11 protein-coding genes, 1 tRNA gene and 1 pseudogene are annotated in these 12,522 nt (G+C 65.2%); 10 read left to right on the forward strand and 3 right to left on the reverse strand.

Annotation, left to right across the window (positions count from 1 at the left end; translation table 11 throughout):
• The coding region (locus XAXN_RS11040) for a transposase (RefSeq protein WP_167694782.1) at positions 1-150 on the reverse strand (150 nt) is incomplete at its 3' end.
• Between the two features lie 450 nt (positions 151-600).
• On the opposite strand from XAXN_RS11040, the gene XAXN_RS11045 reads away from it, so the two are divergent.
• Entirely contained in the window at positions 601-1,758 is a 1,158-nt protein-coding gene (locus tag XAXN_RS11045) for an N-acetylmuramoyl-L-alanine amidase (protein WP_054319585.1), read from the forward strand.
• 36 nt (positions 1,759-1,794) lie between these two features.
• Positions 1,795-2,712: a GTP cyclohydrolase FolE2 gene (gene folE2 / locus XAXN_RS11050; protein ID WP_054319586.1), complete on the forward strand. Its 918-nt coding sequence runs from the start codon at positions 1,795-1,797 to the stop codon at positions 2,710-2,712.
• A 488-nt stretch (positions 2,713-3,200) separates the two neighbouring features.
• Here the strand turns inward: folE2 and XAXN_RS11055 are convergent.
• Positions 3,201-3,275: transfer RNA gene (locus XAXN_RS11055), tRNA-Glu, on the reverse strand.
• Positions 3,276-3,324: 49 nt separating this feature from the next.
• On the opposite strand from XAXN_RS11055, the gene pcnB reads away from it, so the two are divergent.
• From pcnB to XAXN_RS21245, 8 genes and pseudogenes are all read left to right on the forward strand, one after another.
• On the forward strand, positions 3,325-4,710 hold the full coding sequence (pcnB, locus tag XAXN_RS11060) for a polynucleotide adenylyltransferase PcnB (RefSeq protein WP_054319587.1): 1,386 nt from the start codon (positions 3,325-3,327) through the stop codon (positions 4,708-4,710).
• Positions 4,711-4,713: 3 nt separating this feature from the next.
• The gene (folK, locus tag XAXN_RS11065) at positions 4,714-5,199 is read left to right on the forward strand and encodes a 2-amino-4-hydroxy-6-hydroxymethyldihydropteridine diphosphokinase (RefSeq protein ID WP_054319588.1); all 486 of its coding nucleotides are present in this window, start codon (positions 4,714-4,716) and stop codon (positions 5,197-5,199) included.
• 35 nt (positions 5,200-5,234) lie between these two features.
• On the forward strand, positions 5,235-6,050 hold the full coding sequence (panB, locus tag XAXN_RS11070; RefSeq protein ID WP_054319589.1) for a 3-methyl-2-oxobutanoate hydroxymethyltransferase: 816 nt from the start codon (positions 5,235-5,237) through the stop codon (positions 6,048-6,050).
• Positions 6,047-6,889, forward strand: coding sequence for a pantoate--beta-alanine ligase (gene panC, locus XAXN_RS11075; protein ID WP_054319590.1), 843 nt, complete (start codon positions 6,047-6,049; stop codon positions 6,887-6,889). The genes panB and panC overlap by 4 nt, the downstream gene beginning before the upstream one ends.
• A 184-nt stretch (positions 6,890-7,073) precedes the next feature.
• Positions 7,074-7,454 (forward strand): aspartate 1-decarboxylase, encoded by a 381-nt coding sequence (gene panD, locus XAXN_RS11080; protein WP_003481969.1) that lies wholly within the window; start codon positions 7,074-7,076, stop codon positions 7,452-7,454.
• Entirely contained in the window at positions 7,451-8,965 is a 1,515-nt protein-coding gene (gene pgi, locus XAXN_RS11085; protein WP_054319591.1) for a glucose-6-phosphate isomerase, read from the forward strand. Before panD ends, pgi begins: the two co-directional genes overlap by 4 nt.
• A 153-nt stretch (positions 8,966-9,118) precedes the next feature.
• Positions 9,119-9,463 carry a type II toxin-antitoxin system prevent-host-death family antitoxin gene (locus XAXN_RS11090; RefSeq protein ID WP_042822164.1) on the forward strand — a complete coding sequence of 115 codons (345 nt, stop codon included), beginning with the start codon at positions 9,119-9,121 and terminating at the stop codon, positions 9,461-9,463.
• Between the two features lie 3 nt (positions 9,464-9,466).
• A pseudogene (locus XAXN_RS21245) lies at positions 9,467-10,091 on the forward strand (ATPase).
• 216 nt (positions 10,092-10,307) lie between these two features.
• On the opposite strand, the gene XAXN_RS11100 reads toward XAXN_RS21245, so the two are convergent.
• Complete coding sequence (locus XAXN_RS11100) at positions 10,308-12,263, reverse strand: PhoX family protein (RefSeq protein WP_054319592.1); 1,956 nt, start codon at positions 12,261-12,263, stop codon at positions 10,308-10,310.
• Positions 12,264-12,522: the final 259 nt, after the last annotated feature.

Here is a 12,522-nt window from a genome sequence, read left to right on the forward strand (position 1 = left end):
GCCGGGCTTGCCGAACTTGCGCAGCCAGGCGTACAGGCTGTGCGTGGTAACACCCAGGCGCTCGGCGACTTCTGCCACTTTGAACCCGCGATCGGTCACTTGGCGGACCGCCTCGACCTTGAACTCATCTGTATACCGCTTACTGCTCATGGACACCTCCGAATTAGCCATTTTCCATGGCCTTGAGATGTCTAGGAAAGCCTGGGCTTATCAGATGCACGTGCCCCAGCGACGCAGGAACTGCTGGGTGTGGTGATCGGCAGGGTCTTGGAGCGCTGAGGCGCTGGGCAATGAAGGTTGCTGTCAGGGACTGGGCGCAGTCGATCTCAATGCAGCGGCGCCAGGCGTCATAGGTCTCGGGGAGATGTCGGGACATGGCCGGCTTCTGGACGAGGAGATGAACGCGGGTGCGCAGGACGACAGTGACAGGCTTGCTTTTGGTGAATAAATGTTACTTTATAACACTTTATCCTCACCGCGCAGTCTGCCTCCCGTGTCCTGCCTTCTCCTGTGGTGTAGCTTTTATCCGGAATCGCACCGCGCTCTGCGCTGCCGTTTGCTGTGGCGGGTCGATTGCTTGAGTTGTGAGGACAGGGCGTGATGAAGCGTCGGCACCTATTACAGGGTGGAGCTGTTGCATTGATGCTTGCGCCGACGGTCGGGGCTGCGCAGGGGCTCCCGGCCTTGCGGGGATGCCGCGTGCAGCAGCAGGGCGACTTGCTTCGTCTGCGGCTGGAGCTGGGTGCGCAGGTGGCCTACCGCAGCTTCAGGTTGTCCGATCCTGAGCGTGTGGTCATCGATCTTTCTGGCGTGTCGCCGCAGTCGCCTCCTATCGATCCGATGCCCGCCGGCACTGCGGTAACCCGCATACGCAGCGCGCCGCATCTGGATGGTCTGCGCGTCGTGCTGGATCTGCAGCAGCCCTGTTCGGTCAACATGCGCTGGGATGGCAGTGGACTGGTGCTGGAGCTTGCCGCCATGCCCGGTGGCGCGGCCCTGGCCGTCAGCGACCATGCTGCCGAGACAGCGCCAGGAGCGCCCGCCCGCTCGCGCCTGCATCCCTATATCGTCGCCATCGATGCCGGCCACGGCGGCAAGGATCCGGGCGCGGTCAGTGCCGACGCGCGTTACGAAAAGCATGTCGCCATGGCGGTGGCCGGGCGGCTGCATCAGCGCCTGGCGGCCGATACGCGCTACCGGCCGACCATGATCCGTAGCGATGACCGCTTCGTGCCGCTCCACGAGCGCGTGTTGGTCGCACATCGCCACAACGCGGACCTGTTCGTCTCCATCCATGCCGATGCCGCACCAACGCGCCAGGCGCGCGGCGCCTCGGTGTTTGCGCTGTCGCAGACTGGCGCCAGCTCCGCACTGGCGCGTTGGATCGCCGATAGCGAAAACGCTGCCGACGACATGGGCGATGCCGCGCGCCGGCTGCGGGTGCCGAGCAATCCGGTGTTGTCGCAGGTGCTGGCCGATCTGTCGCTGAGCGGCACCATCGCCAGCAGTCTGGCATTGGGCACATTGATGTTGAAGCGCCTGCAGCAGGTGACGCGCCTGCATCAAGACCAGGTGGGACAGGCCGGCTTTGCGGTGTTGAAGTCGCCGGACATTCCATCGCTGCTGGTGGAAACCGGCTTCATGAGCAATCGCGACGATTGCAGCCGCCTTTGCAGCGATACGCATCAGGACGAACTCGCGCAGACATTGCATGCGGGAATCGACGACTACTTCGCTGCGTTTCCTGGCCGCGCCTGAGGCGCGGTCGTCACCTTTATCTTCGACGAGACCCCGATGTCCGCTACGCTTCCCGATGTTGCTGTGACCGAACCATCCACGCTGAGCGCGCCCCTGCGATGGGTGGGCATGCAGGACATCGCCATTCTCGTGCAGTTGGAGACCGGTGGCAGCCAGCTTGCCGCGCGCGCCAGCGTGCAGGTCGATCTGCCGCGGGCAGAGCTGAAAGGCATCCACATGTCGCGGCTGTACCGCCTGCTGGATACGCATCTGCAGCAGCCATTGTCGCCGGCCATGCTCTCGCAGTTATTGCAGGCGCTGATCGACAGTCATGCCGATTGCGCGAGCCGCGCTGCTCGGCTGACGCTGAGCTTCGAACTGATGTTACGCACGCCGGCGTTGCGCAGTGAGGGACTGAGTGGCTGGCGTGCCTATCCGGTGCACATCGCCGCGCAATGCGGGGCAGGGCGCACATCGATCCAGCTCCAGGTGGAGGTGTTGTACGCCTCTACCTGCCCCTGTTCGGCAGCGTTGTCGCGGCAGCTGCTGAGCGATGCATTCGTGCAGCAACATGCCGGGCGTGATGTGCTGCCGCTGCACGATGTTGTGCAATGGCTGCAGGACCACGGTTCCTACGCCACGCCGCATAGCCAACGCAGTGTGGCGCAGGTACGCGTTGAGCTGCCCGCCGATGTGCAGCGCTTCGCCGTCCAGCAACTGGTCGGCCTGTGCGAGCAGGCGTTGGCAACGCCGGTGCAGGCAGCAGTGCGGCGACCAGATGAACAGGCATTTGCGCGTTTGAATGGCGCAAACCTGATGTATGTCGAAGATGCGGCGCGGCGCCTGCGCAGGCAGCTGGCAGCGCACTACATGGTCTTTCATGTAGCAGTACGCCATCTGGAAAGCCTGCATGCCCACGACGCCGTTGCCGAAACCGACAGCGATGACGCGGTGCCTGGCCCGACAACCATGTGAGCAGACGCGATGCACTGCAAATTCCCGAGGCGGTCGGCACGCATGGTGCACAGGCAAAGCACGTCGACTCCCATCACTGTGCAGCGAACGCACACCGCCGAGCGCGCTGCGATGAGGTCGGTTCTCTTTGTGCCAATGTGGCTGATCTGAGATACGTCCCTGAGATCGACATCCTCTAACGCTTGCCCTGCGATGCCTGCGAATCTGCACGCGTGTTGGCTGCGACGCGTTGAGGGGCGTGGCCGTATTGCATCCCAAAAGAGCGCCGCCGCATCGCAGGCGTCAGATGGAATCCGGTGCCGTGCCGGCGGCAACCAGCCTCGACTACTTCCTGGACCCGGCGCTCCCGACCAGGTCAGGATTGGAGGCGGAGATGGTCGCGGCTGGCCCGATGGCGCGCAGTCCAATGCACCTGCGACGTCGTGCTTGCGCCACAACGCAAAAGCCCCGCATTGCGGGGCTCTGGCGTTTAGCAGTCAGACGGATCGTGGTGCTCCCTAGGGGACTCGAACCCCTGTTTTAGCCTTGAGAGGGCCACGTCCTAACCATTAGACGAAGGGAGCGCTTTTGTCACGTCTTGTGCAGCAAGTTAGTATAGTGCGGTAATAGCCGTTGGGCAATCCTGCAACACAAGACGGAAGCGCCATCATCGAACCCTCAGTTACATCTCCGTTCACGCTGCGCGTCATTCCACGCGACCAGCACACCATCTCGCGCAAGGACATCAGCCCCAACGCGTTGCGCGTGTTGTACCGCCTGCGCGAATCGGGCTTTGGCGCCTATCTGGTCGGCGGCGCGGTGCGCGACCTGCTGGTCGGCGGCCACCCGAAGGATTTCGACGTGGCTACCGACGCGACGCCGGAAGAGGTCAAGGCGCTGTTCCGCAACTGTCGTCTGATCGGCCGCCGTTTCCGTCTGGCACATGTCGTGTTCGGTCGCGAAATCATCGAAGTGGCCACCTTCCGCGCCAACGTCGACGATGGCAGCGGCGACCGCGAACTCGATAACGGGCGGCTGGTGCGCGACAACGTTTACGGCACCATCGAAGACGACGCGATCCGCCGCGACTTCACCTGCAACGCGTTGTATTACGCCATCGAGGATTTCTCGGTGCGCGATTACTGCGGCGGCTTCGAAGACGTGCAGGCGCGCCTGATGAAGTTGATCGGCGCCCCCGAGCTGCGCTACCAGGAAGACCCGGTGCGCATGCTGCGCGCGGTGCGTCTGGCGGCCAAGTTGAATTTCGACATCGAAGCCGGCACCGCCGAACCCATTCCGCGTCTGGCCGGGCTGCTGTCCGAAGCTGCGCCTGCGCGGTTGTTCGAAGAAATTCTCAAGCTGTTCCTTTCCGGGCACGGCGTGGCCAGTTTCGAAGGCCTGGAGCGCTATGGCTTGCTCGGCGCGCTGTTTCCCGAAAGCGCGGCGGCATTGAAGTCCAATCGCAGTGGCGCGTTGCGCGCCATGGTGCTGGAAGGCCTGCGCAATACCGATGCACGCGTGGCCAACGATGAGCCAGTCTCGCAGGCCTTCCTGTTTGCGTTGCTGCTGTGGCCGGCGTTTTGCCGCACCTTGATGGGTCTGCAGGCACAAGGCGTGCAACCGGAAGACGCGCAGCGCCGTGCGGCCGATCGCGTCACCTTGCATCAGTTGGAGCGTGTCGCGTTGCCGCGCCGTTTTTCGCTGCCGATGCAGGAAATCTGGTTGCTGCAGACGCGCTTCTCCTCGCGTCAGCGCAAGCGGGTATTCCGTACCTTGTCGCATCCGCGCTTCCGCGCGGCGTTCGATTTTCTGGTGCTGCGTCAGTTCGCATCGCCCGATCACGCGGCCGATGTGGAGTTCTGGCGCGAGGCGCAGAAATCGTCCGGCCAGGAGTTGGTGGATGCGATCGAATCGGCGCAGGCCGACCACGACCACGACCACGACGGCGACGGCGACGAGGGCGCACCGCGCAAGCGTCGCCGCCGCCGCCGTCGGACCGGCGCGCCCGCAGGCGAGTAGGGCATGCACACCGCCTTTGTCGGCCTGGGTGCCAACCGGGGTCAGGCCGAGGCCAGCGTGCGCGCGGCCATCGCCGCGCTTGGCGCCGTGCCGCAGACCACCCTGATCGCCGCTTCGCGTTTGTATCGCACGCCGGCCTGGGGCCGCGAAGACCAGCCCAATTTCATCAATGCGGTGGCCCAGCTGCGCACCGATCTTGCGCCGCTGCCGCTGCTGGAGGCCTTGCTCGGCATCGAACAGGCGTTCGGCCGCGAGCGTCGCGCCGGCGAGCGCTGGGGCCCGCGCACGCTGGACCTGGACCTGCTGCTGTACGCCGAGCAAGTGATCGACCTGTCGCAGCTGCAGGTGCCGCACCCGCATCTGCACACGCGCGCCTTTGCCCTGCTGCCGCTGTCGGAGCTGGCGCCGGAGGCGATCATTCCGGGGCATGGAACAGTACGACGCGCCCTGCACGCCATCGATACCTGCGGGCTGGAGCCGATTGGGTAGATAATGGCCGGCTTATCACCCCACGTAATGACTTCATGAGCAGCCACGCCGACAGCAAGCCCTGGACCGTGCCCGCCTTGGCGCAGGCCAAGCGCGAGGGTCGAAAACTGGTCATGTTGACCGCGTACGACGCCGGTTTCGCGCGGACCTTCGACGCCAATGGCGTGGATCTGATCCTGGTCGGCGATTCGCTCGGCATGGTCGTGCAGGGGCACGATTCCACCTTGCCGGTGACCACCGCCGACATGGTCTACCACACCGCCTCGGTGGCCCGTGCGCTCGATCGTGCCTTGCTGGTGGCCGACCTGTCGTTCCAGGCCGACGCCACCCCTGAGCGTGCACTCGACGCTGCCACTCAGCTGCTGCAGGCCGGCGCGGAGATGGTCAAGATCGAAGGCGCCGGGCACAAGCTGGAGGTCATCCGTTACCTGGTCGAGCGCGAGATCCCGGTTTGCTCCCACCTGGGCCTGACCCCGCAATCGGTGCTGCGCTTCGGTGGCTATAAGGTGCAGGGCCGCGGCGAAGCTGGCGAGCAGCTGCGTCGTGACGCACAGGCCGTGGTCGATGCCGGTGCCAGCCTGGTGGTGCTGGAATGCGTGCCGACGCCGATCGCCACGCAGATCAGCGCCGACCTCAGCGTTCCCACCATCGGCATCGGTGCCGGCCCCGGTTGCGACGGCCAGGTGCTGGTGATGCACGACATGCTGGGCTTGGACAGCGGTCACCGCCGGCCCAAGTTCGTCAAGGATTTCCTGGCCGAAGGCGGCTCGGTGGCCGGCGCGGTGCGCGCCTACGCGCAGGCCGTGCGCGATGGCAGCTTCCCCGATGCAGAGCACGCGTACGCCGCATGATCCAGACCCTGACCGATCTTTCCGCACTGCGTGCCCTGGTCAACGGCTGGAAGCGCGAGGGCCTGCGCGTGGCGCTGGTGCCCACCATGGGCAACTTGCACGCCGGGCATTACTCGCTGGTGATGCTGGCGCGTCAGTACGCCGACCGTGTGGTGTCCAGCGTGTTCGTCAACCCGACCCAGTTCGGCCCGAATGAAGATTTTGCGCGCTACCCGCGCACGCCCGAGGCCGACCTGCGCGGCCTGGAAGACGCCGGCTGCGATGCACTGTGGCTGCCGGACGTGGACACCATGTACCCGCTCGGCACCGCGCTGGCCACACCGATCCACGCGCCAGGCGTCAGCGATGTGCTGGAAGGCGAGTGCCGGCCAGGGCATTTCGATGGCGTGTGCACTGTAGTGGCGCGCTTATTCAACCAGGTGCAGCCTGACGTGGCCGCCTTCGGCAAGAAGGATTACCAGCAGTTGGCGGTGATCCGGCAGATGGTGGCGGACCTGGCGTTTCCGATCGAAATTTTGGGCGGCAGCATCGTGCGCGAGGCCGATGGCCTGGCGATGAGCTCGCGCAACCAGTATCTGTCGGCCGAAGAGCGCCCCACCTCGACCAAGATCCGACAGGTGCTGCTGCAGATGCGCGACAGCTATGCCGCCGGCACGCCGCGCGTGCAGGTGGAAGAGACGGCCAGCCACACGCTGGAACAGGCCGGATTCCGGGTCGATTACGCGGTCGTGCGGCTGCCCGACCTCAGCGAGCCGGGCGACAGTCACACCGGCGCGCGCGTGGCCTTGATCGCAGCCCGCCTGGGCAATACCCGCTTGATCGACAACCTGGAATTCTGAGCGGGACACACGCTGCATGCGCGGCGTCTGAGCTCAGCTGGCAGCGCCAGCGAGCCCGCGCCCGTGCCCGTGCGCATTGCCAGGCGCGGGCCTGAAGCCCTCACCACTGGCCGCTGTGCAATCCGTTGGGGGCGGGCGCTTTCCGCTAAAATGCCGCCTTTCCTTTTGTTGTTGCCTTCCGTCCATGCATCTGTCCCTGCTGAAAGCCAAGATCCACCGCGCCACCGTCACCCACTCCGAGCTCAACTACGAAGGCTCGATCGCCATCGACGGCCTGCTGCTGGAAGCGACCGGCATCCGCGAATTCGAACAGGTCCATATCTGGGACGTCACCAACGGTGCGCGTTTCAGCACCTATGCCATCCGCGCCGAAGACGGCAGCGGCATCATGTCGCTCAACGGCGGCGCTGCGCGTCACGTGCAGGTGGGCGATCTGATCATCGTGGCGGCGTTCGCCAGCATGAGCGAAGACGAAGCCAAGACCTTCAAGCCCAATCTGGTATATGTGAACGCGCACAACGCGATCTCCCACACCAACCACAGCATTCCCACGCAGGCCGCATGACACAGACCAACGGATTCGACGCGCTTCACGCCCACGCCCAGCGCCTGCGCGGCGCTGCCATCCCCGCATTGTTTGGCGCCGAGCCGGAACGGCCGACGCAATACGCCAGGCAAGTCGGTCCGTTGTATTTCAATTTCGCGCGGCAAAAATACGACCGCGCCGCGCTCGACGCGCTGTTCGCCATCGCGCGCGAGCGCGATCTGGCCGGTGCGTTCCAGCGTTTGTTCCGTGGCGAGCAGGTCAATGTCACCGAACAGCGGGCGGCCTTGCATACCGCCTTGCGCGGCGATTTGACCGATGCGCCGGTGGCATCGGAGGCGTATGCCACCGCTGCGCAAGTGCGCCAGCGCATGGGCGCGTTGATCCAGCAGCTGGAAGGCACCGAGGTCACCGACATCGTCAGTGTCGGCATCGGCGGGTCGGATCTGGGCCCGCGTCTGGTGGCCGACGCGTTGCGCGCGCCGTCCGGTACGCGCTTCCGCGTGCATTTCGTTTCCAACGTGGACGGCGCCGCCATGCAGCGCACGCTGGCCACGCTGGACCCGGCACGCACCGCTGGTATCCTGATTTCCAAGACCTTCGGCACCCAGGAAACCCTCCTCAACGGCAGCATCCTGCATGCCTGGCTGGGTGGCAGCGAGCGGTTGTACGCAGTCAGTGCCAATCCCGAGCGTGCCGCCAAGGCCTTCGATATCGCCCCGGGTCATGTGCTGCCGATGTGGGATTGGGTCGGTGGGCGATACTCGTTGTGGTCGGCAGTGGGTTTCCCGATTGCACTGGCCACTGGCTTCGACTGCTTCGAACAATTGCTGGAAGGTGCCGCGCAGTTCGATGCGCATGTGCTCAACACGCCGCTGGAAGAAAACGTCGCGGTGTTGCACGGCCTGACGGTAGTGTGGAACCGCAACCTGCTCGGTAGCGCCACGCACGCGGTGATGACCTACGACCAGCGCCTGGCGCTGCTGCCGGCGTACCTGCAGCAGTTGGTGATGGAGAGCCTGGGCAAGCGCGTCAAGCTCGACGGCTCGGCGGTGGACAGCGACACCGTAGCGGTGTGGTGGGGCGGTGCGGGCACCGATGTGCAGCACAGCTTCTTCCAGGCACTGCATCAGGGCACCAGCGTGGTGCCGGCCGATTTCATCGGCACCGTGCACAACGACGACCCTTATGCGGAAAACCATGTCGCGCTGATGGCCAACGTGCTGGCGCAGACCGAGGCGCTGGCCAACGGCCAGGACAGCAGCGACCCGCATCGCAGCTACCCGGGCGGCCGCCCGAGCACGGTGATCCTGCTCGATGCGCTCACCCCGCAGGCACTAGGTGCGCTGATCTCGATGTACGAGCACAGCGTCTACGTGCAATCGGTGATGTGGGGCATCAATGCGTTCGACCAGTTCGGCGTGGAGCTGGGCAAGCAGCTGGCAAGCCAGTTGCTGCCGGCGCTGAAGGGCGAATCGGCCAAGGTGGCCGACCCGGTGACGCGCGAGCTTCTGAGCAAGTTGCGCGGCTGAGCAGTTGCGCATCGCGCTTCAAAAAATGGGGTCTTCGGGCCCCTTTTGCGTTTTGGCCAACATGACCGGCCGGGTTGCGGCCAAAATAGATAAATTTCCTAAATTGGGAATTTGAGAGTAGGCTCATTGCGAACACTCCGCCCCGGACTTCCGATGTCGCGCTTCCAGGATCTGCCCGAACTCGAAAAATCGCCCGCTGCCGACATCAAGGTGAAGGGCTGGCCCAGCTTGATGCGCAAGGTGCGCTCGCACGGGGCAGTGGTCATCACCAACCACAATCATCCCGAAGCGGTGGTGGTGGATGCCGAGGAGTATCGGCGTCTGGTCAGTGAGGCAAGTGCGGCAACGGCGAGCGCGGCGCGCGCGCAGTCGCTGCAGGCATTGCAGGCGAAGTTCGATGCGCATCTTGCGGCAGCGACCGAGGGTGCGGGCCTGGCCAAGGCGATCGCCACGCCGGCACGCCGCGGCCGCAAGGTCGCCCTGGGCCCGTCGCTGTAAGCAATGGGCAATCTTCTGGTGCTGGCCGGCGTCAATGGCGCGGCCAAGAGTTCGTTGCTGGGGCGTTTTCTGCAGGAGGACGGCGCCACCTGGTTCAACCCGGACGCCTTCACCAGGGACTTGGTGGAGCAGGGCTGGGCGCCTGCAGAAGCGAACGCGCAGGCTTGGCAGGAAGGCGTACGGCGGCTGCGCCAGGCGATGGCCGATGGCAGCGATTTCGCATTCGAAACCACGCTGGCCGCAACGACCATTCCGCGCCTGCTGCGGGAGGCCTGCGCGCAGCACACGGTAGCGGTCTGGTTTTGCGGGTTGGCGACGGTGGATCTGCACATCGAGCGCGTCGCGGCGCGGGTTGCGGCCGGCGGTCATGCCATTCCCGAGCACAAGATCCGCGAGCGTTACGACGCCTCGCGTGCCAACCTGATTGCGTTGCTACCGCATCTGGCAGTGCTGCATGTCTACGACAACAGCGCACCGGCCGACGCTGCGGGTCAGGCATCGCCCTTGCTGGTGCTGGAGCTGGACCGCAGCGGCCTGCACTACCCGCAAACGCCGGACGAACTGGCGCAGGTGCCCGATTGGGCCAAGCCCATCGTTGATGGCGGCGCTGGAGTTGCGGCAGTCCTGAGCCGCGCGCTCAGGCACTTGCGTCTGATCCGTCTCTCACCGACGCGGCCAGACACCCATCGACCTTGCCGTAGGAGCGTACCCGGGCGCGACAGGCCATGCCGGCAACGCTGCTCGCGCCCAGGTGCGCTCCTGCCCGTATGCGACAGCAGCGAGAACGCGACGCTGCGCATGTCAGCCGCAGGTCACGCAGCGCTGCAACGGGAAACGGCGGCTTTTACGCCCTGCTCAACTGCACCGCCACAGGATCACCGGTGAGATAACCCACCGCGCCACCGAAGCGGTCCTTGTAGTTGGTGCGGACCAGCGGGTCTAGCGTGGCCTTGACGGTGTCGTGCAAGGGGCTTTCCCAGTCGCCGGGATGCTGGAAGTTGCTCATCACATAAGTCCAGCCGTGGATCTCGTCGACCGCATGCAGACCGGTCGATTCGGCGCCTGCCGGCACCGACAGCACGCGCGTCAGCGTGCCGCTGTCCACGTTGTAGGCCCACAGGAAATTGTTGACGTGCAGGCTGCTGTCTTCGCCGATGAACAAGGTGCGCAGCGATTCGGAGAACTTGAGGTTGTCCGGGTTGGCGATCCGTTCCGGGTCGGCCAGATTGCCGAGCGCATCGGCCTTGGCCAGGTTGTGGCCGGTGAGGGCTGCCGGAGCGGCCATGTCGATCGGCACCCAATCGCTGTGGATCGGGGCGCCTTGGCTGTCGCGCTGGCCGCCGCGCAGGTTCAAGGCATATACCGCGCCGGCTTCCGGACCCTGTACTTTCACATCGCCCGAGCCGTTGAGCATGCTGGTGACGATGTAGGACATCGCCATGTAGGCCACCTTGTCGCGCGCGTTGACGGTGGTGCCTTCGAGCTTGGTAAAGCCCAGGCTGCCGCCGGCCATCGCGGCATAGCGGTGGGTTTCCAGATACGTGGCGGCCTTCTCCATGCCGGGCTTGATTCGGATCCAGTTGAAGGTGCCGTTGAACGGAATCTTGGTGAAGCTGGCATCGCCCGGGTCGCTCAGGTGCACGTCGAGGATGTCGGCGGCGGTGAGGCGGTCGGCCATGGCCTGGATCTCGGCACTGGTGGCGTGGTCGAGCTTGATCCAGCGCAATGTGGCCGCACCCGGGCCGATGCCCGAGGTCTGGTGCCACTTGCCGACATACAAGGTGCCGGCGGAGAGATCCGCCTTGCGATCGGCAATGAACATGAAGAGCCCGCCGTTGGTCGCGTCGTCGCCCATCAGCACGGTGCGTTGGTCGGGCATCACCTGCACCAGCTCGTGCGAGATGCGGCCCAGGCAGTAGTGCTTGCGCACGCTGCCGGTGCCGTCCGGATGCACGGTGATTTCCGGCAGGTGGCCATAGTGGTAAGGGTTGGCTTTGTCCGGGTCGCCGTACAGATGCGTGCTGTAGCTGCGGAACTGCGTGTTGCCGGCCAATGCCGTGGCATCGGGCTCGTACTCTTCGCTGGACAGGTGGGTGTTCCACGGCGACAGGCTGGCGCCGCAGGTAGTCCACAGCCCATGGACCGGTGCGGTGTCGACGTTGTGGTACTTCACCAGCGACAGCTTGCCGGTGGCCGGGTCCTGATCCAGCGTCAACACGGCGATCGGCGCGGGCAGGTGACGGTTGGTGTCGTTGCCGGCCTGGTCGCGGGTGGTGTATTCGAACTGCACCACTGCGAACACGTGGTTGCCCTTGACGCCTGGCACCTTGGCATTGGGCAGGGTCAGGAGCGAGGAGCCATCCGGGCAATCGGAAAAGAACGGACGCTCGGCACCGGGCTTGGAGCGGTCGATGATCGGGCGATGCTGGATGTCGTAATACCCGCCCGCCAGCACGGTGCCACCGTTGCCGTCCGGCACTTGATCGCCGGTGATGAAGAACGGGTGGTAGGCCAGCGCATAGCGCTGCGTGCTGCCGTCGCTGCGCGTCACGCTGAGGGCCGAACCGACCGTGGTGGTGGCCATTGCCGCCGGGTCGGCCAGGCTCGGCGCCGGCATGCCGTGGAAGGTCGCCGAGACCAGGCGGGTCGGGTTCTCCGATGGTCGCAGCGGGCGCGCGGCCCATGCCGCACCGCCAAGTTGTTGCAGGGCGGCAGCGCCGGCGTTGCCAAGCGGCAATAGGGGGACGGCCGCCAGCAATTGCATCAGGCGGCGACGGGAGGGGTCGGGGGAAGGGGACATCGAGACTCCAGGCAAAGGCAACGATCAACGATGGCAATGGTGCATCGGCGAGCCGGTCACGCTATGCCGGTGGTATGACAGTTGTTTGACAGCCAGCTCACCCTTGGCCTGTGTTCGACGTGCCTGGCAAGCGAGCGCCGCCAGAGGCCCGTGATACGCCGATACTGCGCACTGGCCGGACCTGCAGGTGGTGCGATGCAGCAAAGTGCATCTGTCCGCGCTGTCAGACGCGGCACTGGATTAAGGCAACGCTGATCAA

It is taken from the genome of Xanthomonas axonopodis, from assembly GCF_001304695.1.
Taxonomy (GTDB): Bacteria; Pseudomonadota; Gammaproteobacteria; order Xanthomonadales; family Xanthomonadaceae; genus Xanthomonas; species Xanthomonas axonopodis.

Bases quoted from the DNA above. Each gene is read 5' to 3' on its own strand.
- XAXN_RS11045 (WP_054319585.1), top strand. From the start codon at position 601: ATGAAGCGTCGGCACCTATTACAGGGTGGAGCTGTTGCATTGATGCTT.
- folE2 (WP_054319586.1), top strand. From the start codon at position 1,795: ATGTCCGCTACGCTTCCCGATGTTGCTGTGACCGAACCATCCACGCTG.
- folK (WP_054319588.1), top strand. From the start codon at position 4,714: ATGCACACCGCCTTTGTCGGCCTGGGTGCCAACCGGGGTCAGGCCGAG.
- panB (WP_054319589.1), top strand. From the start codon at position 5,235: ATGAGCAGCCACGCCGACAGCAAGCCCTGGACCGTGCCCGCCTTGGCG.
- panC (WP_054319590.1), top strand. From the start codon at position 6,047: ATGATCCAGACCCTGACCGATCTTTCCGCACTGCGTGCCCTGGTCAAC.
- panD (WP_003481969.1), top strand. From the start codon at position 7,074: ATGCATCTGTCCCTGCTGAAAGCCAAGATCCACCGCGCCACCGTCACC.
- pgi (WP_054319591.1), top strand. From the start codon at position 7,451: ATGACACAGACCAACGGATTCGACGCGCTTCACGCCCACGCCCAGCGC.
- XAXN_RS11090 (WP_042822164.1), top strand. From the start codon at position 9,119: ATGTCGCGCTTCCAGGATCTGCCCGAACTCGAAAAATCGCCCGCTGCC.
- XAXN_RS11100 (WP_054319592.1), bottom strand. From the start codon at position 12,263: ATGTCCCCTTCCCCCGACCCCTCCCGTCGCCGCCTGATGCAATTGCTG.